We start from the raw sequence: 26247 nt of genomic DNA on the forward strand, positions 1-26247 counted from the left end.
TTATGATCTTTGAATGATATTTACAAATTCTAATACTTGCTTTTGAATTTTTAGAGCAAAGTTATCAATTTTACCGTTCAACAAGTGATACCCGCTGTAAGCGATAATACCAACAATTAATCCAGCACCACTACTAATCATCTTTTCATATAGTCCACCAGAAATATTACCAATGCTGATATTCTCTGTTACTGAAATGCTATAAAATATTTTGATAACTCCTGATATGGTTCCAATAAATCCAAGTGTAGGTGCAATTCCAGCAATAAGACCCAGGTGCCCTAAATGCTTTTCCATTTCTCCAATCTCAATATCGGCTGCACGATCCATATTAGACTCAATTTCGACAATCGGTCGTCCAATAACTAGAATTCCTTCCTTAACGATATTACCCGAAGCTGAATTATTTCTTTCAGCAATAGAACGCGCTAAATCTAGATTTCCAGAATTGAGATTGTCACGAATATCACGCATCAACAAAGAGTCTATCTTAGAGGCTTTACTGATATACAAATACCGTTCAATAATGACATAAAAAGTATAGAACAATAGAATTCCAATTGGGATAAGCCAAATACCTCCTTTTAAAAGGAATCCCAAAGTGGAAATTTCGGTATTTGGAGCAATTTTTTCGATAACTACATTTGAAGCAGCGTTAGCAATAGTGTCGGCTTGTAATTGTATAAAACTAAACATATAATATTATTGTATTTTAATCATTAATTCTAAAAAATATTTCAATTTTGCACTAAAGATACTTTTCGATGTACTATTAAACTAAAAAAATCAAAAAATATTTTAAACAACTACTATTTTATTAGCAAATGAACTATCAAGAAACAATAACCTGGATGTTTAACCAGCTTCCTATGTACCAGCTTCAAGGAGCCTCGGCCTATAAGAAAGATATGACTAACACCTACCTCCTATCCAATCACCTTAAAAATCCTGAAAAAAAAATTAAGTGTATTCACGTTGCTGGAACAAACGGGAAAGGATCTACATCACATATGCTAGCCTCTATTTTGCATGAAGCAGGTTATAAAGTTGGACTGTACACTTCTCCTCATTTAAAGGATTTTAGAGAACGCATCAAAATTAATGGCCTAGATATTACTGAAGATTTTGTAACTGATTTCATCAACCAGCATAAGAATTTTTTTGAATCCAATGACATGAGTTTTTTTGAAATGACAGTTGGACTTGCATTTGAATATTTTGAAAAAGAAAAAATAGACATCGCGATTATTGAAGTGGGAATGGGCGGACGATTAGATGCTACCAATATTATCACTCCATTAATTTCGGTGATTACCAATATAGGATTAGATCACACCCAGTTTCTAGGAAATACTCTTGATGCCATAGCTTTCGAAAAAGCAGGAATCATCAAACCTAATGTACCAGTAGTCATAGGAGAATACACAACAGAAACAAGAGCAGTGTTTTATGAAAAAGCAAAAGAATGTAATGCGGAGATCCATTTTGCCTCTGATTTAATATCAGAAAACTACCCCTCAGACTTAATAGGTGCCTATCAATTTCATAATAAAAAAACAGTCTTACAAACCATTTGTGTCTTGAATGACCAAAAAGAATTTGTGATTACACCTAAAAACACAAAATCAGGCTTATTACAGGTCGTTAAAAACACAGGCCTTCAAGGCAGGTGGCAACAATTGAATACCTCTCCGAAAGTTATTTGCGATACTGCACACAACAAAAATGGACTTGAGATTGTTATAAAACAAATTGAAAAAGAAGAATTTGAAGTTTTACATTTTGTCTTGGGTGTTGTAAACGACAAAGATTTAAACGAAATCTTGCCTTTGTTCCCCAAAAAAGCACATTATTATTTTTGCAAACCAAATATTCCTCGTGGACTCGAAGCTCTCCAACTGCAGCAAAAAGCTTCAACATTCGACATACAAGGCAAAGTATATAATTCTGTTTCAGAAGCTTATAACCAAGCCACTAAAAGCGCTTCAAAATCCGACTTCATTTACATTGGCGGCAGCACCTTTGTAGTTGCAGAAATTTTATAATTTTTTTGTTTTTTACTTGCAAATCTAGAAAAGTGATGTATATTTGCACACGCAATCAAGGAAACGAAAGTGACTTAATTGATTCGGGCGATTAGCTCAGCTGGTTCAGAGCACCTCGTTTACACCGAGGGGGTCGGGGGTTCGAACCCCTCATCGCCCACAATAATTTAAAAACCTCCAAATTCATTTGATTTTGGAGGTTTTTTTTCTTCAAAAATTGACTGATAATTTATAAAATTTCCCAACAAGTTACATTACTAACAATAGTACGTTTCCATTGCGTAAGGTGTAAGATATAATACAATATCAATACTAGGTTTTTTACTGCTTCACATTTATTTGTCTTTTTTGGATTAATTATCAATCAAACAAATTACAAAAGTAGTTATTCCTTCATCATTTCTATATGCTAAGTAGCCACCATGAGCCTCTACAATGCTTTTGGACAACGTTAAACCAATTCCGGCTCCTTCTTTACGTGTGGTGAAAAAGGGTAAGAATATTTTAGTTTCTATTTCTTTTTCAATTCCTTGCCCCATATCAGTAATCATGATAAAAATTCTGTTTTCTTTGACTTCTGCCGATATGATAATTTGTTTTGTTTCTGAATTAGATAACGCGTAAATACAATTCGTTAAAAGATTGATAAATACTTGCTCCATCTGCTGTGGGTCAATATTAAGTCTACGGTCAAAAGCAATAGTATTTATGACTTCTATGTGTTCCTTTTTAAACAATGGACTCATGATTTGACAACTGTTGTCAATCAATTTTGACAGTTCCATTATTTGTTTTTTAGGAGAAGGCAACATGGCCAGTTTTCGGTAACTTTCTACAAATTGCTGCAAGTGGTCACTTCGTCTCAACATTGTGGTAACACTACTTTTCATATCGTCTAAATCTTCTGCTGAAATGTTTTCCTGCTGCACCAAGTCTTGTAAATTCTGAGAAAGCGACCGAATGGGAGTTATCGAATTCAAGAGTTCATGCGAGATGACTTTCATTAAATTGACCCAAGCTTCTTTCTCTTTTTTCTCAATTACATTTTGAATGGAATCTAGCAAGACAATAAAATAATCCCGATTGTAAATTTCGCTTCTAGATGACTGCATCACAAATGTTTGCGTGTCTTGCCGATTGACACGAATCTCTAAAGATGTTTTAATTTCCTGAAAATCCTGTTTTTCGATAATTTCACATAAAGCAGGCAAATGATTTTTTAGATACTTCCATTTGGAGACTTTTGGGACATCAAAATGTTTAGCAAAAAAATCATTCATTAAAAAAATGTTCCAGTCACTTCCATCCTTTTGCAAGATAATAATTCCTGTTTCGATAGTATTTAAAATAGAACGGTAGACAATATCTTTTGAAACCTGTTCGTTTTCTTTGTTTTTTAGTGTTTCGTACAGCTTGAATAAATTAGAATAATTTTGATATGATTTATGTTTTGAAAAATCCGATGTAAAATCATTTTGCAGAATTGAAATTATTGTTCTGTCGTAAAGCTGAAACGTATTTTTAATGTAAAAATACATTTCTACAAAGAGAATAAAAAGTACGAGTAGTCCAAATAGTGCTGTAAAGACCAATCCTTTTTGAAAAATAAATAGTGAAATTGCAGAAAGGCAAAAAATAAAAATTAATCTAAGAAAAAGGAGTTGGTATATTTTTAATGATGTAAACATATTAGTTGATGTTATATTTTTCTAAACGTCTATATAATGCACCTCTGGATAATCCTAGTTCCTCGGCAGTTTTACTAATATTATTGTTGTTTTTCAACAAGATTTTCTCAATAGCCGTTTTTTCTACAGCCGAAAGTTGAATATCATCTTGATTGTCTTCGTACGTTGTGATTTGCTCTAAATCTAAATCCGAAATGGTAACATAATTGTTCTCACAAAGAATTACGGCACGCTCTACCCGGTTTTCCATTTCACGGATATTTCCATTCCATGCGTGATTTGCTATTTGTTCCAATGCTTTTTCGTCAAAAGTAATTTCGTCCCGTCCGTATTTTGTCATCATTTTTTGCAAGAGGTACTTCGCCAGAGGAATTTTATCTTCAATTCGCTCGCGTAGTGGAGGCAGCACGATTTCCATAGTATTGATGCGATAATACAAATCTTCCCGGAAATTTTTATCTGTAACTTCTTGTTTTAGATTCAGGTTGGTAGCTGTAATAATGCGAACATTCAGCGGCCTAGCTTTTGATTCTCCTAATCGGGTTACCATTTTGGTTTGAATTATCTGCAAGAGTTTAGATTGTAAATGCAATGGGACGTTTCCTATTTCATCCAAAAAAATAGTTCCGTTTTGAGCCATTTCAAAACGTCCTGGCGTATCAACTTTCGCATCTGTAAAAGCACCCTTAGCATAGCCAAATAATTCGCTCTCAAAAATATTAGAATTTAAAGAACCCAAATCAACGTGAATAAAAGGATTATTTTTCCGCTCTGATTCCAGATGAATATGATGTGACAACACAAATTTACCAGTTCCGTTCTCGCCAAGTATTAAAACATTGGCATCTGTTTTGGCCACTTTATCAGCCAGAGAATAAGCTTTTTTTATAACATCTGAACTACCAACAAAAAATTCGTCAACAATCGCGATATTATTTGATTTCTTTTGCTCTTTCCGGCTTTTGTCAACTGCCTGTTTTACAATGCTAAGTAATTTTTCATTTTCCCAAGGTTTCAAAATATAATCAAAAGCACCTGCTTTTAAACCTTCTACAGCAGTTTCTACTTTACCAAAAGCGGTCATCAAAATAACGACCGTTTTTGGCGAAAGCATTTTTATTTCTTTTAATAAATACAAACCTTCTCTGCCGTCTTCAAATCCTATTCTGTAATTCATGTCGAGCAAAACCACATCAATGGTATTTTTTGCTAATAATTCAACTACATTTTTTGGGTTATTGAGCGTATAAATGTTTTCAAAATGCTTTTTAAGTAGCATTTTGGAAGCAAAAAGAATGTCTTCTTGGTCGTCTATAACTAAAATTGAGGCGTTTGTCTTTTTCATTCTAACGTAATATCTGGATTTTTTTTATTCAGAAAATGGAATCATTGTTCAGTTTCGGACAAATAGTGTTCAATTATGGACACCATATAAATCTTATTAAAATTAAAAGCCTAATAATAAATTAATTACAGTTTTTGTTTTTCTGGTACGATTATCCTATTAGACTACATAAATAATAAACAATGGACACCAAAATCGTACGTAAAACTAACAAAAAAAAGTATCTTTTAATGGCTTTGCCGATTATCTTACTCTTCGGGTATTTTGTCTTTTCATCTGTTACTAAAAAAAGAAGTTTGAACGTAAAAAAAGTTGAAATTACGATTAAGACCGTAGAAAATAATTTTTTCGAAGATTTTATGTCTTTTCAGGCAAAAGCAGTTCCTTTAAATTCGATGCTAGTGAATATTATAGAAGGCGGAGCCATTCAGGAAATATTTGTTGAAAACGGAGATATGGTTTTAAAAGGGCAACCGTTAGCACGCTTATATAATCCTAATGCAGAACTGGCGTACATGCAACAAGAAACGGCTATTATCGAACAAATTAATAATTTAAATAAGGGCAAACTCGATTTAAGAAATCAGGAATTGAATTTAGAAAAAGACTTGATCGGAATAGAACACGATTATCTTGATGCTAAAAACTTATTTGAATTGAACCAAAAACTTTTTGACAAAGAAATACTTTCAAAAAATGAATGGGAAAAGACCCAAGAAAATTATCGTTTTCAAAAAGAGCGTATGAACATCATCAAAAAAAGTGTCAAAAAAGAAAAATTAGCAAATCAAGTCCAGATTGGACAATTGAATCAATCCATTGGTTTCATGAATAAAAGTTTGGATATTTTGAGAATGAATAAAAAGAATTTCCTTATAACAGCACCAATTTCTGGAAGACTTTCTTCCTTTGAACCTATACTAGGGAAAACCTATGAACAAAATACAAGTATTGGTTCTATTGATGACAGGAAAGGATATAAATTGACAGCTGACATCGACGAATTTTATTTGGATAAAATTGCAGAACAACAAAAAGGAACAGTAGATTTTGAAAATAAATCCATCGTAGTTCTAATAACCAAAGTGATTCCTGAAATAAAAAATGGAAGGTTTCAAGTAGAATTGGATTTTGTTTCATCTGAAAAATTAGATTTAAAACAAGGATTGAGTTTTGGCGTAAAATTAAACCTATCAGAAAAAACCAAGACGGTAGTACTTTCCAAAGGAAGCTTTAACGAAGAAACTAGTGGAAAATGGATTTTTGTAGTCAATGGCAACAAAGCAGAGAGAAAAACAATCAAATTGGGTCGAGAAAATCCATTATATTATGAAGTACTCGGCGGATTGAAAGCAGGTGAAAAAGTGATCACTTCCTCTTATAAAGACTATAAAGAAGTCGAAGTTTTGAATTTAGAATAAAAAAATAGTACATAATTAATTTAGATAAAAATAGCATCAATCAAAAAACGAATAGTATGATCACAATTAAAAATCTTTCAAAAGTATTTAGAACAGAAGAAGTAGAAACTATGGCATTGAGTGAAGTTTCATTAACCATTAATCAAGGTGATTTTGTTTCGATTATGGGACCATCGGGAAGCGGAAAGTCTACTTTATTGAATATTGTTGGGTTGTTAGATAGTGCCTCGGGCGGAAGTTATCAGTTGCTTAACCAGGAAATGATTGGGCTGAAAGAGAAAGAAAAATCGAAAGCAAGAAAAGAAAATATTGGTTTTATTTTTCAGAATTTCAACCTGATAGACGAATTATCGGTTTATGACAATATCGAATTGCCGTTGATTTACAATAAAATTCCATCCTCTGACCGAAAGAAAAAAGTAGAAGCAATAGCTGATAAACTAGGAATTTCGCACCGGTTGAAACATTTTCCGCAGCAACTTTCCGGAGGACAGCAACAACGTGTAGCGGTAGCAAGAGCCTTGATTAACGACCCAAAGATTATTCTTGCCGATGAGCCAACAGGAAATCTAGACAGCAAAAACGGAAATGAAGTAATGGAATTATTGACTGATTTGCATGCTAACGGTGCCACAATCCTGATGGTGACACACTCAGATTATGACGCTTCCTTCTCGCAGAAAACCATTATAATGAAAGATGGTTTGATCCTTTCAGAAAAAATAAATAGTCGCAATGTGGATGTTTTTAAAGTATAGAAATGATAAACATCCTATTATCGATCACCACAATCATCCTTGAGTTGCTTTGCAAAACACTTTTGTAAACAGCTTTAATTTCTCATCAATCAAATCAAAATTTAATCAATCAAAAAGTCATGATTCTCAACTGGATAAAAATATTTCTTTACCACTTAAAGCAAAACAAACTGTTTTCTTTTCTCAATATTTTGGGTTTAAGCATTGGTATTGCAGGATTGATTTTCGCCATTTTATATTGGAATGACGAACAAAGTTATGATGCTTGGAATCCTGAAAAAGAAAATGTGTTTTTGGTCGCTAATCAAATGAGTGAAAATACATTTTGGGCATCGAGTTCAGCTCCAATAGGGGCTGCAATAAAGGAGAAAAGTTCAGAAGTAGCATCGTATTGTTATTTAAGTGGAAATTATGAAAGCGATCTAATTCGGTTTAAAAATAAGAAAGTGCAATCGAGTAAAATCGTATTAGCACAAAAGAATTTTTTTGAATTTTTCCCTTTTGAATTTGTTGAAGGAAACCAAAAATCAGCATTACCTGATGAGAATAGTATTAGTTTATCTCAAGATTTAGCTTTGCAGATTTTTGGAAAAGAGACAGCTTTAGGAAAAGAAGTTCTTTTTCAGAATAAAAAACTCACTGTAAGAGGGGTATATAAAATGGATAAAAAATCCTCTTATAATCCTTCTGCTGTGGTTAATTTCATTGATTTAAGAATTAGAAAAACTATTGATCAATGGGGAAATTTTCAGTTTGTATTATTTCTTAAAGTTAAAAATCCTAGTAAAGTTTCGCTTATCGAAAATGATTTGCAAAAACTTTATTACGATAACATGACAGTTCGCTATGCCAAAGAAAACGGAATTACTCCAGAGCAGTATATTGAAAAATATGGAAATACCAAACCCTCTTTAGAACCTTTGTATTCTATTAGGTTACATACTAAAACTAGTGGTTTAATTGAGGAAAATGGTAATTTTCTGTTTTTGATGATTATGGTAGGATTATCTGTTTTAATTCTGCTACTTTCGATTGTAAATTATATCAATTATGCAACTGCAAATGCTATAAAACGCGCCAAAGAAGTTGGCATAAGAAAAGTTATAGGTTCTTCAAAAATTAATATAATTCAGCAATTTGTTTTTGAAACAGCAATACTATCGTTGTTCTCAATTTTAATTGCTCTTGTACTTGTGGAACTGTCGTTACCTTATTATAATGATTTTTTAGGTAAAACCATCGTTGTACAAGGAAGTCAATTTTATTTACAACTTATCATCATATTTATTATTACGGTTTGTCTGGCAGGAGTTTTTCCAGCAATATATGTTTCTAATTTTGAAACATTAAAGGTATTGAAAGGCAATTTTGGAAGAAGTAAAAGTGGCGTCTGGTTACGAAATGGAATGTTGATTTTTCAATTTGCTGTTGCGACTTTTTTTATCATCGGATCCTATATTGTTTATCAGCAAATAGACTATATGAACAAAAAGGATTTAGGTTTCAAGGCAAATCAAATTTTAAGTATTTCTTATCGTAATGTATATGGAGAGGAAATAACTGATAATTTTAGATTTGATCGCTACTTAACAATCAAAAATGAATTATTGCGCATTCCCGGTGTAAAACAAGTTGCAGCAGGTGGCTTTGCTTTTGGAGGATCTGCAAAATCAACAATAACGCTTCAATATAAAGATTTAAGTGTGGATGGAGACAATATTCCAATTGATTTTGGAATGTTAGAAATGATGCAAATAAAAATTGTAAAGGGGAGATACTTGAGTCCAAAATTTGCTCAAGATACTATTAATACGATGCTCATAAATGAAACTGCAGCCCGACTATTAAAAGAGAAAAACCCAATTGGAAAAAAGGTAAATTGGAATGGTAAAGAGATAATTATCGTTGGAGTTGTAAAAGATTTCAACATTGGTAATCCAGCCGAAGCTATTCCTCCGATGTCATTGTTCCATTTTAAAACAAATTCCTGGTTAACATTTGCTTTAAACAATATTTACATCGATGCAGATGCACAAACTATGGATCAAACTTTGGCTGATTTGGAAAATTTTTGGCTGCAAAAAGTAGATCCTGATTATCCGTTTGCATACGATTTTGTAGATAAAGAATACAAAAGATCCTATAGCAGTTATGTGAAGCAAAAAAACCTGTTCACAACACTCAATTTTGTGGTGATCCTAATTGCACTTTTTGGTTTATTCTGCCTCGCCTCCTTTTCTATCGAAAGACGCATGAAAGAAATTGCTATTAGAAAAACACTCGGCGCAGAAACGAATGTTTTACTAAAAGAATTATCTAAGCAATACATTGTTTATTGTGTTGTAGGATTCTTGATTGCGGTATTTCCAACCTACTATTTACTTAATAAGTGGTTAGAAAATTTCGCTTATAGAATTGACATTTCAATCTATCCATTTATTATTGGCTTTATTGTCTTATTGTCATTGACCTTACTTATCGTTCTTTTAAGAGCGTTTCAAGCTACAAGAGTAGACGTTTTACAATACTTAAAATACGAGTAATCATGCTAAAAAACTGGATTAAAATATTTATTTACCACTTAAAGCAAAACAAATTGTTTTCTTTTCTCAACGTTTTGGGATTGAGCATTGGTATTGCAGGATTGATTTTCGCCATTTTATATTGGAATGACGAACATAGTTATGATAAATGGAATCCTGAAAAGGATAACGTTTACATGGTTATAAACACTTTAAACAATAATAAATGGCCTTATACAGTTGCTCCCATAGGACAATATTTAAAAAATGATCCTAATGTAGAAAGTTACAACTACAGCTACAATTGGTATGATTCAGATTTGTTTATTTACAACGGAAAAAAGCAAAAAATAGCGAAAGGATTTAATACTCAAAACAAATTTTTCGATTATTTCCCCTTTCCTTTTATTTTCGGAAATGCTAAAAATGCTTTAAAAGATGATTCTTCAATTGCTATTTCTGAGAAAATTTATAAGACTTTTTTTGACAAAGAAAACCCAATAGGAAAGCAAATAAAATTTGGAGAAAACTTTTATATCGTTAGTGGTGTTTATAAAAATGAAATGAAAAGTTCTATTGCTCCTGATGTTGTGATGACAGATAACTTTAAAAAAGTTATAACACAGAGTATAGACCAATGGGAGTCTTTTAATTTCTGTTTGCTTATAAAACTTAAGGATAACTCAAAAAAAGAGTTAGTTGAGCGAAAAATTGAGCAACTTTTTATTGACAATGTTATTAAATCCGAAGCTAAAGAAGCCAATATTAGTTTAGAACAGCAAATAAAAGAACATGGGATTGTTGCTATAAATTTAGAACCACTTAAAGACGCTAGGCTAAATTCTGTATTAGTAGGAGGCTGGGGCTATCCAGAAGGAGTGGGGAATTACCAATATTTAGTCATAATGGCAGGATTGTCTATTTTAATAATGATTCTTTCCATTATCAACTATATCAATTTAGCTACTGCCAGTGCTATCAAGAGAGCGAAAGAGGTAGGAGTGCGCAAAGTATTGGGTGCAAGCAAAAGGAATATCACATTTCAATTTATCTCAGAAACAGTAGTAATTGTTCTCCTTTCTATTCTTTTCGCATTAGTAATTGTCGAGATTTCGTTGCCTTATTATAATGAACTTTTGGACAAGGATTTAAAAATTTATGCTAGTCAATTCTATTTACAATTGTTATTTATTTTCGGAATAGTGGTTTTATTAGGGGGATTTTTCCCAGCGCTATATATTTCAAGTTTTGAAGCACAAAAAGTCTTAAAAGGGAATTTTAATAGAAGTAAGACTGGAATTTGGTTACGCAATAGTATGTTGGTTTTTCAATTTTCAATCGCTGTTTTTTTTATTATAGGCACAACGATTGTCTACCAACAGGTAAATTACTTAACCAATAAAAATCTTGGCTTTAAGGGTGATCAAGTTATTGAAATTGATTTTCTGAAAAAATTTGACAAACAATCTGAGGCAAGTTATGAGAACGATTTTTTTAAGAATTATTTGACAGTAAAAGATAGATTGAGCAGAATGAAAGGCGTTAATCAAGTGGCTACTGGAAATTTCTCTTTTGGAAATGGTGCACGTTCTTCAAGCGATTATGTGTTCCAAAACGCTCGCATTCAAGGACTAAACATGGCTGTTGATTTTGGGATGATGGAAATGATGAATATCAAATTATTAGAAGGAAGGTATTTTAATTCTCAATATGCTTCAGACACTATTAATAATGTAATGGTAAATGAAACAGCTGTAAAAATATTAGGAATCAAACAGCCAGTAGGTAAAGAAATTGTTTCTGGTGATGGTGAGAAATTCAAAATAATCAGCGTTGTAAAAGACTTCAATTTAAGAGGGCCTCAAGAAAAAAACTCACCAATGGTGTTTACGCATCTAAAGACAAAACCATTGATGTTGCAAGGTGTAAATTCAATTTTTGTAAAAGTAAAGGGAGAAAATATTGAAGAAACGATGAGCACTATTGAGCAATTTTGGAAGACTAAAGTCGATGCCGAATATCCGTTCTCGTATGAGTTTGTAGATAAAAAATACGCACGATCCTTTAAGGAATATGTAAAACAAAAAAATCTATTCTCAATTCTGAATGTGGTGGTCGTTCTTATTGCCATTTTCGGGCTTTTCGCTTTGGCTTCTTTCTCTATGGAGCGAAGATTACGAGAAATCGCTATTCGAAAAACATTGGGTGCCGAAACCAATGTTTTACTCAAAGAATTATCAAAGCAATATATATTTTTTTGTGCAGCAGGTTTTGTCATTGGCGTTGTTCCAGCCTACTTATTATTAGAAAAATGGCTCGAAAATTTTGCATACCGAATTACAATTAAAATTCTTCCTTTTGCAATTGCTTTTCTGTCTTTACTGTTTTTAACATTAATAATTGTTTTGGCAAAAGCTTTTCAAGTAACCAGAATGGATGTTTTAAAATATTTAAAATACGAATAATCAAAAAAAACTAGACCCTTTTTATAACTAACCAAAACCCAAATAATGTTATCAAACTATATAAAAATATTCCTCTATCATTTAAAACAAAACAAACTATTTTCATTTCTCAATGTTTTCGGACTAGCCATAGGAATTGCAGGATTGATTTTCGCTTTACTATATTGGAACGACGAACAAAGTTATGATGAGTGGAATCCTGAGAAGGACAACGTATATCAGGTCTTGATACAATTGAGTGATATGCCTATTTGGTCTGAATGTTCTCTGTTTTTAAAACCTGTATTAGCCAAAGACCCAAATGTTGAAAGTATATTGTATGCTGATAGTTGGTATCAGAAGGATAAAATCATCTACAATGGAAAGAAAATAGTTGAAACTAAAATTATTAATGTTGAAAACAATTTCTTTTCGTTTTTCCCTTTCAAAATAATTAGCGGAGATGCTATTTCAGGATTAAAAGATGATTCTAGTGTCGCTATATCAGACCTTATTGCTAAACGCGTTTTTGGGGACGAAAATCCAATTGGAAAACAAATAAAATGTTTAAATCACATGTTTGTAGTTCGTGCGGTATATCAAATTCCTGGGAATTCATCAATTGCTCCAAATGTTATAGTAAACAAAATGAAGGAATTGACAACAACAAATGTAACAGCTCCTTTTTTATTAAAATTAGTAGTAAAAGTCAAAGACACATCAAAAATTGAACTTACAAGAAAGAGTCTTGAAAAAGAGTACAATACAAGCTTTGTTGGAAGAATAGCTAAACTTGAAGGCTTTACTCAAGAAGAAATGGCTAAAAAAATAGGATACTTTAATGTTGTTATGGAGCCACTTTCAAAAGCAAGATTACATTCTATTACAGATGGCTATCCAGAAGGCAGAGGGAATTATCAATTTTTAGTAATTATGGCTGGATTGTCAGTTTTAATTCTCATTTTATCTCTTGTAAATTATATCAATTTGGCTACTGCCAATGCTGTAAATCGTGCCAAAGAAGTAGGTGTACGTAAAGTTGTGGGTGCTTCAAAAGGTACTATTGTAATTCAGTTTATTTTTGAAAGTGTACTACTATGTTTGTTTGCTATTTTATTGGCTTTAATGATTGTGGAGTTGTCGTTACCTTATTACAATGATTTTTTAAGCAAGAATTTAAAGATTATTGGGAGTCAATTTTATCTTCAATTAGTACTCATTTTTATTATTTCCGTTTTGTTAGCAGGAATATTTCCAGCGGTTTATGTCGCTAATTTTGAAACTTTAAAGGTGTTAAAAGGAAATTTTGGCAGAAGTAAAAGTGGAATTTGGCTGCGCAATGGAATGCTAATTTTTCAATATGCAGTTGCCACTTTTTTTATTGTAGGTTCTTATATTGTCTATCAACAAATCAACTATTTAACTCATAAAGATTTAGGTTTTAAAGGTGACCAAGTGATTACTATACCATTAAATTTTTCTAACTCTGACTATGAAGCACAAAATCCTGGACAACACATTTATAACAAATACAGTACAATCAAACAAGAATTATCCAAAATAAATGGAGTCAATGCAATATCTACTGGTCTTATTTCATTTGACGGCTCAAATAATGCTATAGTTCCTGTTATATATAATGACGAACTTTTCAAGGAGCGAGGTATTCCTGTAGATTTTGGGATTTTTGAAATGCTAAATGTTAAGGTAACAAACGGAAGAAATTTTGATTTAAAAATTGCTTCAGACACAATTAATTCAGTTGTACTTAACGAAACTGCTGTGCAATTAATGAAGTTAAAAAAACCAATTGGTGAGAGTGTCAGAATCAATAATCAAATTTTAAGAATTATAGGAGTTGTTAAGGATTTTAATATTTTAAGTCCTGAAGAAAAAGTACCTCCTATCGTTTTTTATCATCTTAAAACAACTGGTAGTGCTCAATACATAGATAAAGTATATATAAAACTAAAAGCAGATAACATTGAAAATACGATTGCCGATATTGAAAAACTATGGAGCAAAGTCGACACTGAAAATCAGTTTAAATACGATTTTGTAGACAAACAATACGCTAGAACCTATGAAAATTATGTGAAGCAAAAGAATCTATTTTCATTGTTAAATATTGTTGTAATTGGTATTGCGCTTTTTGGATTATTTGCTTTGGCTTCCTATTCAATTCAAAGGCGCATGAAAGAAATTGCTATTAGAAAAACTTTGGGTGCAGCAACCAATTCTTTGTTGATAGAATTATCAAAACAATATATTTTGTATTGCACAATCGGGTATTTAATCGCTTTGTTTCCTGTGTATTATTTATTGAACAAATGGCTCGAAAATTTTGCTTTTAGGATTCACATGACAGTAATTCCATTTGTATTTGGGTTTATTATTTTGCTATTTCTAACACTTTTGATAGTGCTTTCAAAAGCCTTTCAAGCAACTAAAACGGATGTTTTAAAATATTTAAAATATGAATAAGAATTCAATTTTTACGTTAGTCTTTTTTTTAATATTTACTTTAGTAAGTGGTCAGGAAAATTCTTGGACGCTTGCTAAATGCATGGAAACTGCTTTGCAAAATAATATCGAAATAAAAATAAGACAACTTGAAATAAAAAAAACAGAAAAGTCGCAAAACTCAGTTTTGAATCGAATGTTACCCAGTATCAATTTATATGGTGAACAAGGCTATAATTTTGGCTCTACCATTGATCCGTCGACTAACGGAAGGGTAAGCTCTAACATTCAGAACAATAACTTTTATCTCAATGCCAGAACGAATTTAATAGATTTTAGTGCTTTTGCAAATGCACAAAAAGACAAAATAAATATTGTACTCGCTAAAGCGGATATAGAAGTCATAGAAAATGAATACAAACTTCAAGTTTTAGAAAGCTATTATCAAGTGCTATACATGCAGGAGTTATTGAAAATCCAAAAAGAACAACTCAAGCAGGCTTCATTCAACTTGGACAGAATAACTAAAGAAGTTGCCATTGGGAGTAAACCCCAAAGTGATTTGTATGACATGCAATTGAGCTTTTCGTCTGAAGAAATCCGAAATCAAGAAACAGAACAATTGTATGCTATAAAAAAAACAGAATTGTTCCAGTTGATGAACGTTATGGATGTGAAAACTGATGAAGTTGTTTTAGAACCTTATTTTAAGGAAGCAACAAAAGGTTCTGATAATTATCTGTATAATCCTAAAATTAAACTTGCCGAACTCAATTATCAAAATAGTTTACAGTTGATCGGTTTAGAAAGAGCCAGCAATTATCCAATACTATCAGCGTATTATGGATATTCTACTTTTTATTATAAAAATATAAAACAAGCAAATGCCAACACAGATTCTTTTTTCAATCAATTAGAAGATAATAAAAGTCAACAAGTTGGTATGCAGTTGAGCGTTCCTGTTTTCAATGGCTTTAGGAACAATAAAAAAATCAGTGCATCAAAAATAGCTGGTGATCAGGCAAAACTCACTATAGAAAAAGAAAAACAACAATTGGACAAACAAGTAGTATTGGAAGAACAAAACAAAAGAAATTATTTGCAGCTTCAGTATAAATTGGTGGAGAAAGAAAAGTATGCCAAAGCTTCTCTAGCAACTACTCAAGCTAAATTTATAAGCGGCAAAGTGGAAGCTATTTTATATTCCTCGGTAAAAAATCAAGTACTATCAGCTGAGTTTGAAGTATTAAAAAACAAACTTCAACTTCAGTATATTGACCTGAAAATAAATCTGTTAAAAAGGAATGAGTTATAAAAATAATAACTTAAACATAAAATCATTTGCAATCTAATAGCGATAACTTCTTCAAATAATTCAAAAAATGATTAGTATGTAACACAAAAGGATACTTTTTCAAGTATCCTTTTTTTTATATCATTTTTTTTTAGCATAAAATAATTAATCTGTTTTCACAGTACCTCTTACTTTTCTAAAGTACCGTGAAAAACAAAAAAATTATCCAGGTATAAAATCTAGAGTTCGCTCTAGCGCCATTCCTCTCGATCCTTTGATGAGAATAGTATTGTCTATAAGCGCATTAGTAGCTAAATCAAATGTGAAGTCTTCGAATGTTTTGTAAAAATTGAAATTACTTTTTTCAAGTTTATTATTATAAAACGCCGTGCCGATAAAATAACATTTGACTTCATTATCATTCAGAAGCATTTCTACTAAAGATTTATGCTCTTGATTACTTTCTTCTCCCAACTCAAACATATCGCCTAATACTAAAATTTTGCTACTGCTATCTAGTTGTAAAAAATTCTCAATTGCTACAGCCATACTACTAGGATTGGCATTGTAAGCGTCTAATATAATTTGATTGGTTCCTTTACTTACTATTTGCGACCTATTGTTTTCCGGTACGAAACTCTCTAAAGCCTCTTTAATAGCATCATTTTCAACTTCAAAATACTTGCCTATGGCTAGTGCGGCGCTAATATTATTGGCGTTATATAAACCAATTAATTGAGATTGAATAGTAATCCCAGAATATGTTACAGCGACGAAAGGGTTCGCTTGAACTGCTGTAATATTTACATCGGCATCTATTTTATTAACACCAAAAGTATATGTTTTTAACGATCCTGATTTTTCAACTTGAATGGGATCTTCTAAATTTATGAAAGTAAGTTTCTTGTTGAAAGAAAGATATTTATACATTTCACTTTTTCCAGCAATTACTCCTTCAACACCACCGAAACCCTCTAAATGAGCTTTTCCGAAATTAGTTATATAACCATAATCGGGCTTTGCTAATTCGCATAAAAACTCAATTTCTTTTTGGTGATTTGCCCCCATTTCAACAATCCCAATTTCAGTTTCAGAATGGAATGAAAGTAATGTCAGTGGAACACCAATATGATTGTTTAAATTCCCAACTGTTGCTTTTGTATTGAATTTTTTAGAAAGAACAACTTGAATAAGTTCTTTGGTTGTAGTTTTTCCGTTACTTCCAGTGAGCGCGATTATTGGTACATTTAAATATTCACGATGAAATTTAGCCAAGTTTTGCAATGCAACTAAACCGTCATCAACTAGCAGTGTTCTTTCATCAATATAATAAGTGGCATTGTCAATTATAACGTAAGAAGCACCTTTATCTAAAGCTTCTTGGGCAAAAGTATTAGCATCAAAACGCTCTCCTTTTATAGCAATAAATAGCGAGTTTAATTCAATCTTTCGGGTATCTATAACAACCGATTTACATTTTAAAAATAAACTATGAATGTAACTAATATCCATTTGAAACGATTTAAAAAAATAAAAGCCCTAATCAAAGGGCTTTTATTTTTATGATATAAAAAAATTAATTTCGAGGTGATTTTTTTCTGTCTGCTTTAGGTCCTACTCTAGACATTGCGCATCTAAAACCAATATAATCAGTTGCCATATCTTGAGGAAAATACCTTCTTTGTGCAGGATCTAACCAATACGCTCTATCTCTCCAAGAACCCCCTTTGTATACTCTAACTTCATCATTGATTAAAGTTGTTCTTTTGCTTGATTTATCATATTTTCGAACCATTTTACCTAAACTATCTGTTGTTACATTATGCTTAGGAGAATTGTACATGGTTTTTTCATCTTTTTGTTTTTCAGTATCATCTTCTGAAGAACCAAAATTATAATATCTGGTAGATTGTTTATCACCGTCTCTGTAATCTCTATTATCGCTTTTATCGAAATTTTGTCTCAAATATGTTTCTTGTTCATCAACTAGAACTTGAGCAATTTGACCTGGGAATCTTCTCGCTACAATTCTACCATTACTTAATGTATCGAATTTCATGTTGGCTGCAGTAACAATTTCAATTTTACCATCGGCACCAATTTTATTTTTGGTATACTGGTTTCCTCTGAAATAATTAAAATCATTTGCTTCGTTATCAATAATCGGTCTGTAAACATCTTGAACCCATTCAGCAACGTTACCTGCCATGTCATACAATCCAAAATCATTTGCAGGGTATTTTTTTACTTCATTTGTGATATCTGCACCATCATCTGACCAACCAGCAATTCCACCATAATCTCCATTACCTTGTTTAAAGTTGGCTAACTGATCTCCTTTAGTTTGTCTTTTACCCGAACGTGTATATCCACCAGACCAAGGGTATTTTTTTTGCCCTTTGTAAATGTTATACTCTCTTTGTCCTACATCTGCAGCAGCTGCATATTCCCATTCAGCCTCTGTTGGTAATCTATATTCAGGAAGTAAAACTCCAGAAGAACGTTGTGCATACAAATTTTTTGCTTCTACAACCTTACCATCTTTACCTGGTTTGGGTGCTTTTTTTCCTCCTTTTTTTCCTTTAAGGACGATTTCTTCATTTCCACCGTAAGTAGAAGTAGGAGAACTTAAATACGTTTCGGTATCAAAATTAGCATCAGCTGTTACATCTAGGGTCTTTGCATTCTTTTTTAAATATCCATTTTTTTCTAAAAGCGCTTCATTTACACGTTGTGTTCTCCAGTTACTAAACTCAACTGCTTGAATCCAATTTACTCCAACTACAGGATACTCAGCATAAGATGGGTGTCTTAAATAATTGTTTGTCATTGTTTCATTGTAACCCAATCTATTTCTCCAAACTAACGTATCAGGCGAGGCACCTTCGTATATGTTTTTATAATTTTCTTCAGTAGGTGGGTATACACTTTTCAACCAATCTAGGTAATCTAAATACATAGAGTTAGTCACTTCTGTTTCATCCATGTAAAAAGACTGTATGTGCTGCTGTGTTGGAGAATTATTCCAATCGTGCATTACATCATCTTCTACTTTACCCATGGTAAATGTACCGCCTTCAACAAAAACCAAACCTGGTCCCGCTTGTTGCTTTTTGTTTGCACCAGCTTTTTTGCTGTCCATATTCCATCCGGTTGCTCGTGAGGTATTTTTAGAGCTGGACTTTTTACTACAACTGGAAAAACCAATTACTAATAGGATCGATACCATCAATCGTAAGCCCATAATTTTGTTTGCTTTCATACTCTTTTAGTAGGTAATAATTTAAGTGATGCAATATAATAATTAACCATTAATCAACACAATACTTCATGAAAATTTTTGTTGATTTAACTTTAACAATAAATTGTATATCATAACGCAAATTTATAATATTTATTATTTAAATCCCATCAAATGATTTATTTTTACTGATTAATAATAACAGACTACTAATCACGTTAAAAAAACGATGAGAAAAATACTTTTGGCGTATTTAAGCCTGATTCCTTTTGCTTCTTTCGCACAAATTAAAGGAAATACTGTCATTGAATGGACGGATAAAAAAGAAATGTCTTTTGGAGACTCAAAAGTAGTTATCCCTTATTTCTCGGGAAACAGTTTCCATTATGATGCCGATCAGAAAGCTTTATTTTATACCTTAAAAATAAACGAAACAATCAATTTTACAGAGGGTACCGTTACAATCACAAATTCAACATACGAGACTTTTACAACCGCGCAACTGGGCGACTTAGCTCCTGAAAATATTCCTAAAACACCAAATGCAATTTTAAAAATTAACATCTCAAGAGACACCAACGAAGCTTTTGTCTATTTATCACCAATAATTAAAGACGAATTTGGATTCAAACGAATCAAATCATTTTCTTATGAAATCGAGAGTAATACTTCCAAACTCTCAAAATCAAATAAAAACACCAATACAAATGGTATTATTAACTCTGTTCTAGCAAACGGCAATTGGTTCCAATTTTATATCGAAAAATCTGGTGTTTATAAAATCACAAAAGGTTTCTTACAACAATTAGGCATTGATCTCAACACATTAGATCCTAGGAAGTTAAGAATATATGGGAATGGCGGACAAATGCTTCCTTTATCTAATGCTATTTCTTATCCAAATGACCTAACCGAGAACGCCATTCAAATCAGTGGCGAAACTGATGGAATTTTTAATAATGAGGATTATATTCTTTTTTATGCTGAAGGTGTTGATGTTTATAATCAGGAAAGTTTGACAAACATTAATTTGTACGACACTAAATCCTATTATTATATCAACGTTCAGGGTACCGATGGAAAAAGAATTGCTCCAATGACTCAACCTTCGGCAGGAAGTACTTTAAATGTAACCGCTTTTGACGACCATCAATTTCACGAAGTCGACCTTACTAATATCTCACGATTGGGTCGCCAGTGGTTTGGCGAATCGTTCGAAGTTAAAGAGGAACAAGAATTCGATTTTAACTTCCCTAACATCGACACAACTTCGCCTGTAAAACTTAAGTTGACTGCCGCTTCAGCAGCATTTACACCCACAAGTATGAATGTAGCTGCAAATGGAAACGCAGTAGGCACCATTTCATTTCCTTCTTTGAATCCGAATTCTGAAACAGCATTTTATGTCGGATCGCTCCCTAACAATACAAGTTTTAACGGTGCCGAAAATATAAAAATAAAACTGAAATACAACAACAACGGTGTTCCTGGCTCCAAAGGATACCTTGACAACATCCAGCTCATTGCCAAGCGTAAATTGCAAGGCTACGGTAAACAATTTCATTTTCAATATGATCAATCGTCTTCTAGTATTGGCATTGCATCATACAGTATTTCTAACGCTATTAATATCACACAAGTTTGGGATGTAACTGACATTTTCAATGCATCCAAAATTGAAAATTCTAATCAAAATTCATTAATTTTTAAAGCCAACTTGGGAGAACTCCGGAAATATATTGCTTTGGATCCTTCCGATTATTATACACCACTTCAAGTTCCTAAACCAAAAATTTCAAATCAAAACCTAAAAGGAACTTTGTTTAAAAACGGACAAGGCCAATTTCAAGATATTGATTATGCGATCATTGCACCTGCTATTTTAGTTAATCAAGCCGAAAAATTAGCCGCTTTTCATCGAACGAAATCTAATTTAAATGTAAAAGTCATTCCGTTAGAACTTATCTACCAGGAATTCTCATCAGGAAAACAAGATGTGGCGGCAATTCGAAACTGTATAAAATACATATATGAAAACGCTTCTGCTCCCGAAAAAAGAATAAAGTACATCAATCTTTTTGGGGACGCTTCTTATGATTATAAAAATAGAATCTCAGGAAATACTAATATTGTACCTATTTATCATGCCTTAAACAGTAACTCATCTGGCGAATCGTCTTTTGCATCCGATGATTTTTTTGGATTAATGGATTCCTCCGAAGGAAACATAGTGTCTTTTTTTGGAGGAATCGACATCGCTGTTGGTAGGATGCTGGTTAATGATCCCAGACAGGCAGAAGAAATGGTGAATAAAGTTTTCGAATATTATGATCTAAAATCCTACGGAAGCTGGAGAAATAATTTTGCGTTAATTTCAGACGATTCTGATATTAGTGTTGACGCTAGTTTACAAAACAGACAAAACGCACTTGCTAATACTATTGCTACCCAAAAACCATTTCTAAATGTGAACAAAATTCTGCTAGATTCGTACGTTCAAGAGGCATCCGCTGGAGGTTCACGATATCCAAAAGCGCGAACCGACTTTTTTAATTCTTTTGAAAAAGGAGCTTTGGTGTTTAATTATTTAGGTCATGGTGGCGAGGATGGTTTATCGAGCGAGCGCATTTGGGAAAAATCAGACGGGCAAAATTTGAGCAATCAGTATAAATACCCTTTGTTTATAACTATCACTTGTGAATTTTCGCGTTTCGACAATCCTTTTAGGCCAACCGCTGGTGAATATACGTATTGGAATCCAAAAGGAGGAGCGATCGCAATGATAACAACTATTCGTTCCATAGGACAGTTCAGCGCCGAGAACTTCAATGATTCCTTTACAAAAAACCTGCTGTCGTATAATTCTAATCAATATACTTCTATTGCTGAAGCCCTTAGAATATCAAAAAATAGCAATCCAAACTCAGCAACCAATGTTGTTTTTTATATAGGTGATCCGGCATTGATGCTTGCCATCCCAAAACCGAAAATCAGATTGACAAAAGTAAATGATGTTCCAGTTACCCAAACTATTGATGACTTTAAATCATTGGCAAAAATGAAACTCACAGGCGAGGTAACAGACGAAAACAATAATCTTCTCCCTAATTACAACGGAGAAGTTGCCGTAACTATATTTGACAAAACGGTTTCAAGAACGACCTATAATAACGATGGTAGTAGTCCGCCCATCACTTTCAATGTTTTAGGAGAAGCAATATTTCGAGGAAACGCATCCGTAACCAACAGCCAGTTTGAATTTAGTTTTGTAGTTCCTAGAGACATTAGAATTCCGGTAGCCAATGGCAGAATCAGTTTTTATTCTAAAAAAAATCAGGTCTTGCAGAACGAAACAGGATATGACAGTGCAATAAAAGTAGGTGGAATTAATGAAAATGCAATTGCAGACAATATAAGTCCAAGAGTGAAGTTATACATGAATGATGAAACTTTTGTTTCTGGTGGCATAACAAATGAGTCCCCGTTTTTTGTTGCGCTACTCGAAGATGAAAACGGAATCAATACAGCAAGCGGTATTGGTCATGATATTGTTGCCATTCTGGATGGAGACGTTAGTAATCCATTTGTGTTAAATGATTATTACCAAACAAAATTAGACGACTTTACAAGCGGAACACTTCGATTTCCTTTAAGAAACTTAGCTCCCGGACTGCATACAATAACATTCAAAGCATGGGACGTTTACAACAATCCAATTACTGCAGAGATTCAATTTATTGTTGTAGGCGATGATGCCATAACATTGACTCATGTATTGAATTATCCAAATCCGTTTGTAAATTATACTGAATTTTGGTTTACTCACAACAGACCCTTCGAACCTTTAGAGGTTCAAGTTCAAGTAATGACAATAACTGGAAAGGTAGTTTGGACTAAAAATCAAATCATCACAACAGAAGGTTTTTTGTCTAAAGAAATTACTTGGGACGGGAAAGATGATTTTGGAGACAAAATAGGAAAAGGCGTTTATGTGTACAAACTCACTGTTAAATCGACTTTGACGAACAAAAAAATTGAAAAATTTGAAAAACTTGTAATACTTTAATAAAATACTATCTTTGTTTACTAAAAATCACCTCTGATAATGAAAAAATTAACGTTGCTTTTTATCTTTTTATTTGTAACTTATCTTACAAAAGCTCAAGATAGAGTCATAAATCCTGGTGTTCCCTTTTTATTAGTTGCCGCCGATGCTAGAGCTGCAGGTATGGCTGATATTGGGATTGCAACTTCGGCAGATGCTTTTTCTCAACAATGGAATCCAGCCAAATATGCTTTTGCTACTGATGCAAAGGGTTTTTCCGTAAGCTATACTCCTTACCTAACTGACTTGGTGAATGACATATCATTAGGACAAGTGACTTACTACCAAAAATTAAATGAAAGAAGTGCCTTTGCCGGTAGTCTTCGTTACTTTGGTTTAGGTGAAATCGAATTACGCGATAATGCTACTGACGAAGCAAGAATAGTCTCTCCAAACGAATTTGCTATTGACGGATCCTATTCCTTAAAATTGAGCGATAAATTCTCGATGGCTATTGCAGGAAGATTCATTAATTCTAATTTAAAAGTAGCTTCAGATAGCAATGACGCTTCGTCTGCAAGTACCTTCGCAGTTGATGTGGCAGGTTTTTACCAGTCTGAAGAAATAGCGTATAACGAATTTAACGGAAGATGGAGAGCCGGATTTAACATTCAAAATTTAGGTCCAAAGATTAGTTATGACAATGATGATTTCAACAATAACTTCATTCCTGCAAATTTAAAAATAGGAACTGGTTTTGATTTTATTTTAGACGATTTTAATAAAGTAGCCTTGAATGTTGAATTTAATAAATTATTAGTTCCAACACCTCAAATTCCTGTCCCTCAGCCAGCAACTGATTTAAATGGAGATGGGGATACCCTCGATCCTGGAGAACCTGCTAATGATGGAACGGCTAAAGCAAATAATGATTACCGATCTATTGGATGGACTTCAGGAGTTTTCAAATCATTTGGAGATGCTCCTGATGGATTCAGCGAAGAGCTAAAAGAAGTTACCTATGCTGTTGGAGCCGAATATCTATATCAAGATTCCTTTGCAATGCGTTTGGGTTACTTTCACGAAAGTCCTGTGAAAGGTGCTCGACAGTTTTTCTCCCTTGGAGCAGGTTTCAAATACAACGTAGTCAAAGTAGATGTTTCGTATTTATTTTCAGCGTCTAAAGTAAAAAATCCATTAGAAAATACCCTTCGTTTTTCGTTGACCTTCAATTTTGGAGATAAATATGACGAATATTAAACTAAAATAAATCACCAATAACAATCCAAATTTCAAACTCAATTATTCGAGATGAAATTTGGATTTTTTTTCCAAAAAAAATAATGAAAGAATTATCAATTACCACGCAATTCAAAGCATTCGATGCGATACCAGATTTACCAACTGACATTCAAGAGTTAATGTTGCAAGCCGTTGCAGTCAGAAAAAATGCCTATGCTCCGTACTCTAAATTTAGAGTTGGAGTTGCAATCCTTTTAGATAATGGTGAAATTGTTTTGGGTTCGAACCAAGAAAACGCAGCTTATCCTTCAGGACTTTGCGCAGAACGCGTTGCAATTTTTCATGCAGGTGCCATTTATCCAACAGCAAAAATTTTGAAAATGGCAATCACAGCAGCTTCGGATACCAACCAAACTACTACTCCTATTCCGCCATGTGGTTCTTGCAGACAATCTATTGCAGAGTATGAAATCAAGCAAAAAACACCTATTGAGATTTATTTTATGGGAGAAATTGGAAATATTTATAAATCTGATTCCATAAAAAATTTATTGCCTTTTATGTTCGATAAAAAATTCTTGTAAAAAGTCCAAAAATCACCTTTTATATTTCAGTTCTTACTTGGAATATCTTATTTTTGCAATCCGACGCTTCGGGGCGCAAACTTGTGGGAGGAAACTATTTTGCGTTATAGGTACAAATTGATAATACAATAACACTTTAGCAAAAGAAAAATTCAGATGAAAGAAGTTACAAAAGAAGTATATTTAAAGTGGTATGAGGACATGCTGCTTTGGAGAAAGTTTGAGGACAAACTTGCGGCATTATACATCCAACAAAAAGTTAGAGGATTTTTACATTTATACAATGGTCAAGAAGCGGTACTAGCGGGTGCTTTACACGCCATGGACTTGACAAAGGACAAAATGATTACTGCATATAGAAATCACGTTCAACCTATAGGAATGGGCGTTGATCCTAGACGAGTAATGGCAGAACTTTTAGGAAAAGTTACCGGAACTTCAAAAGGTATGGGTGGTTCTATGCATATTTTTTCTAAAGAGCATCGTTTTTATGGCGGTCACGGAATTGTAGGAGGACAAATTCCAGTGGGTGCAGGATTAGCTTTTGCCGATAAATATTTTGAAACTGGTGGTGTGACTATGACTTATTTTGGTGATGGCGCAGCACGTCAAGGTTCTTTACATGAAGCTTTTAATATGGCTATGTTATGGAAACTTCCGGTTGTTTTTATTGTAGAGAACAACGGTTACGCTATGGGAACATCAGTAGAAAGAACGGCTAACCATACCGATATCTGGAAACTAGGTTTAGGCTACGAGATGCCTTGCGGACCTGTTGACGGAATGAATCCTGTAAAAGTTGCTGAAGCAATGACAGAAGCAATAGATAGAGCACGTCGTGGTGATGGACCAACTTTCCTAGAAATGAAAACGTACCGTTATAGAGGACACTCTATGTCAGATGCACAACTGTACCGTTCTAAAGAAGAGGTAGAAGAATACAAAAAAATAGATCCAATTACACAAGTTTTAGATGTAATTATGGATAACAAATATGCTACAGAAGAGGAAATTGAGACGATTGATCAACGAGTTAAAGACTTAGTGGAAGAATGTGTAACATTTGCTGAGGAATCAGAATATCCACCAATTCAACAATTGTATGACGTAGTATACGAGCAAGAAAACTATCCATTTATTCCTCATAAATTATAA

The 26247-nt window shown here is 33.0% G+C and carries 16 protein-coding genes and 1 tRNA gene; 12 read left to right on the forward strand and 5 right to left on the reverse strand.

The features are described from left to right. Complete coding sequence (locus tag ACNQGO_RS02515) at nt 1-696, reverse strand: MotA/TolQ/ExbB proton channel family protein (RefSeq protein WP_417969054.1); 696 nt, start codon at nt 694-696, stop codon at nt 1-3. Between the two features lie 128 nt (nt 697-824). On the opposite strand from ACNQGO_RS02515, the gene ACNQGO_RS02520 reads away from it, so the two are divergent. Together ACNQGO_RS02520 and ACNQGO_RS02525 are read left to right on the forward strand one after the other, a co-directional pair. Then, nucleotides 825-2045: a bifunctional folylpolyglutamate synthase/dihydrofolate synthase gene (locus tag ACNQGO_RS02520; RefSeq protein ID WP_417984049.1), complete on the forward strand. Its 1221-nt coding sequence runs from the start codon at nt 825-827 to the stop codon at nt 2043-2045. Nucleotides 2046-2130: 85 nt separating this feature from the next. Next, nucleotides 2131-2205 (forward strand) — tRNA-Val (locus ACNQGO_RS02525). Nucleotides 2206-2398: 193 nt separating this feature from the next. Here the strand turns inward: ACNQGO_RS02525 and ACNQGO_RS02530 are convergent. Beyond that, the gene (locus ACNQGO_RS02530) at nt 2399-3733 is read right to left on the reverse strand and encodes a sensor histidine kinase (RefSeq protein WP_417984050.1); all 1335 of its coding nucleotides are present in this window, start codon (nt 3731-3733) and stop codon (nt 2399-2401) included. Between the two features lies 1 nt (nt 3734). Next, complete coding sequence (locus ACNQGO_RS02535) at nt 3735-5078, reverse strand: sigma-54-dependent transcriptional regulator (RefSeq protein ID WP_417984051.1); 1344 nt, start codon at nt 5076-5078, stop codon at nt 3735-3737. Nucleotides 5079-5260: 182 nt separating this feature from the next. Here ACNQGO_RS02535 and ACNQGO_RS02540 point away from each other — a divergent pair, with 182 nt between their 5' ends. From ACNQGO_RS02540 to ACNQGO_RS02565, 6 genes are all read left to right on the forward strand, one after another. Further along, complete coding sequence (locus ACNQGO_RS02540) at nt 5261-6499, forward strand: HlyD family efflux transporter periplasmic adaptor subunit (RefSeq protein WP_417984052.1); 1239 nt, start codon at nt 5261-5263, stop codon at nt 6497-6499. Between the two features lie 56 nt (nt 6500-6555). Beyond that, nucleotides 6556-7257: an ABC transporter ATP-binding protein gene (locus ACNQGO_RS02545; RefSeq protein ID WP_417984053.1), complete on the forward strand. Its 702-nt coding sequence runs from the start codon at nt 6556-6558 to the stop codon at nt 7255-7257. 119 nt (nt 7258-7376) lie between these two features. Continuing rightward, nucleotides 7377-9800, forward strand: coding sequence for an ABC transporter permease (locus ACNQGO_RS02550; protein ID WP_417984054.1), 2424 nt, complete (start codon nt 7377-7379; stop codon nt 9798-9800). A gap of 2 nt (nt 9801-9802) precedes the next feature. Beyond that, nucleotides 9803-12244: an ABC transporter permease gene (locus ACNQGO_RS02555; protein WP_417984055.1), complete on the forward strand. Its 2442-nt coding sequence runs from the start codon at nt 9803-9805 to the stop codon at nt 12242-12244. A 45-nt stretch (nt 12245-12289) separates the two neighbouring features. Next, nucleotides 12290-14707 carry an ABC transporter permease gene (locus tag ACNQGO_RS02560; protein WP_417984056.1) on the forward strand — a complete coding sequence of 806 codons (2418 nt, stop codon included), beginning with the start codon at nt 12290-12292 and terminating at the stop codon, nt 14705-14707. Beyond that, entirely contained in the window at nt 14700-16001 is a 1302-nt protein-coding gene (locus ACNQGO_RS02565; RefSeq protein ID WP_417947781.1) for a TolC family protein, read from the forward strand. Before ACNQGO_RS02560 ends, ACNQGO_RS02565 begins: the two co-directional genes overlap by 8 nt. A gap of 201 nt (nt 16002-16202) precedes the next feature. Here the strand turns inward: ACNQGO_RS02565 and ACNQGO_RS02570 are convergent, their stop codons facing one another. Both ACNQGO_RS02570 and gldJ read right to left on the reverse strand, forming a co-directional pair. Further along, complete coding sequence (locus ACNQGO_RS02570) at nt 16203-17492, reverse strand: UDP-N-acetylmuramoyl-tripeptide--D-alanyl-D-alanine ligase (protein ID WP_417984057.1); 1290 nt, start codon at nt 17490-17492, stop codon at nt 16203-16205. 64 nt (nt 17493-17556) lie between these two features. Next, nucleotides 17557-19242 carry a gliding motility lipoprotein GldJ gene (gene gldJ, locus ACNQGO_RS02575; protein ID WP_417984058.1) on the reverse strand — a complete coding sequence of 562 codons (1686 nt, stop codon included), beginning with the start codon at nt 19240-19242 and terminating at the stop codon, nt 17557-17559. A gap of 208 nt (nt 19243-19450) precedes the next feature. Between gldJ and porU the strand changes: the two genes are divergently transcribed. The 4 genes from porU to pdhA all read left to right on the forward strand — a co-directional run bounded on the left by porU (nt 19451) and on the right by pdhA (nt 26247). Next, nucleotides 19451-23287, forward strand: a complete 3837-nt coding sequence (porU, locus tag ACNQGO_RS02580; protein ID WP_417984059.1) for a type IX secretion system sortase PorU — start codon at nt 19451-19453, stop codon at nt 23285-23287. A gap of 39 nt (nt 23288-23326) precedes the next feature. Beyond that, the gene (porV, locus tag ACNQGO_RS02585; RefSeq protein WP_417984060.1) at nt 23327-24526 is read left to right on the forward strand and encodes a type IX secretion system outer membrane channel protein PorV; all 1200 of its coding nucleotides are present in this window, start codon (nt 23327-23329) and stop codon (nt 24524-24526) included. Between the two features lie 83 nt (nt 24527-24609). Then, on the forward strand, nt 24610-25092 hold the full coding sequence (cdd, locus tag ACNQGO_RS02590; protein WP_417977970.1) for a cytidine deaminase: 483 nt from the start codon (nt 24610-24612) through the stop codon (nt 25090-25092). A 156-nt stretch (nt 25093-25248) separates the two neighbouring features. Then, on the forward strand, nt 25249-26247 hold the full coding sequence (gene pdhA / locus ACNQGO_RS02595) for a pyruvate dehydrogenase (acetyl-transferring) E1 component subunit alpha (protein ID WP_417943933.1): 999 nt from the start codon (nt 25249-25251) through the stop codon (nt 26245-26247).

Origin of the sequence: Flavobacterium frigidum, assembly GCF_048286735.1 — a bacterium.
GTDB lineage: Bacteria > Bacteroidota > Bacteroidia > Flavobacteriales > Flavobacteriaceae > Flavobacterium.

Bases quoted from the DNA above. Each gene is read 5' to 3' on its own strand.
- ACNQGO_RS02555 (WP_417984055.1), top strand. From the start codon at position 9,803: ATGCTAAAAAACTGGATTAAAATATTTATTTACCACTTAAAGCAAAAC.
- cdd (WP_417977970.1), top strand. From the start codon at position 24,610: ATGAAAGAATTATCAATTACCACGCAATTCAAAGCATTCGATGCGATA.
- ACNQGO_RS02550 (WP_417984054.1), top strand. From the start codon at position 7,377: ATGATTCTCAACTGGATAAAAATATTTCTTTACCACTTAAAGCAAAAC.
- ACNQGO_RS02560 (WP_417984056.1), top strand. From the start codon at position 12,290: ATGTTATCAAACTATATAAAAATATTCCTCTATCATTTAAAACAAAAC.
- ACNQGO_RS02535 (WP_417984051.1), bottom strand. From the start codon at position 5,078: ATGAAAAAGACAAACGCCTCAATTTTAGTTATAGACGACCAAGAAGAC.
- ACNQGO_RS02530 (WP_417984050.1), bottom strand. From the start codon at position 3,733: ATGTTTACATCATTAAAAATATACCAACTCCTTTTTCTTAGATTAATT.
- ACNQGO_RS02565 (WP_417947781.1), top strand. From the start codon at position 14,700: ATGAATAAGAATTCAATTTTTACGTTAGTCTTTTTTTTAATATTTACT.
- porV (WP_417984060.1), top strand. From the start codon at position 23,327: ATGAAAAAATTAACGTTGCTTTTTATCTTTTTATTTGTAACTTATCTT.
- gldJ (WP_417984058.1), bottom strand. From the start codon at position 19,242: ATGAAAGCAAACAAAATTATGGGCTTACGATTGATGGTATCGATCCTA.
- ACNQGO_RS02545 (WP_417984053.1), top strand. From the start codon at position 6,556: ATGATCACAATTAAAAATCTTTCAAAAGTATTTAGAACAGAAGAAGTA.
- ACNQGO_RS02515 (WP_417969054.1), bottom strand. From the start codon at position 696: ATGTTTAGTTTTATACAATTACAAGCCGACACTATTGCTAACGCTGCT.
- pdhA (WP_417943933.1), top strand. From the start codon at position 25,249: ATGAAAGAAGTTACAAAAGAAGTATATTTAAAGTGGTATGAGGACATG.
- ACNQGO_RS02520 (WP_417984049.1), top strand. From the start codon at position 825: ATGAACTATCAAGAAACAATAACCTGGATGTTTAACCAGCTTCCTATG.
- ACNQGO_RS02570 (WP_417984057.1), bottom strand. From the start codon at position 17,492: ATGGATATTAGTTACATTCATAGTTTATTTTTAAAATGTAAATCGGTT.
- ACNQGO_RS02540 (WP_417984052.1), top strand. From the start codon at position 5,261: ATGGACACCAAAATCGTACGTAAAACTAACAAAAAAAAGTATCTTTTA.
- porU (WP_417984059.1), top strand. From the start codon at position 19,451: ATGAGAAAAATACTTTTGGCGTATTTAAGCCTGATTCCTTTTGCTTCT.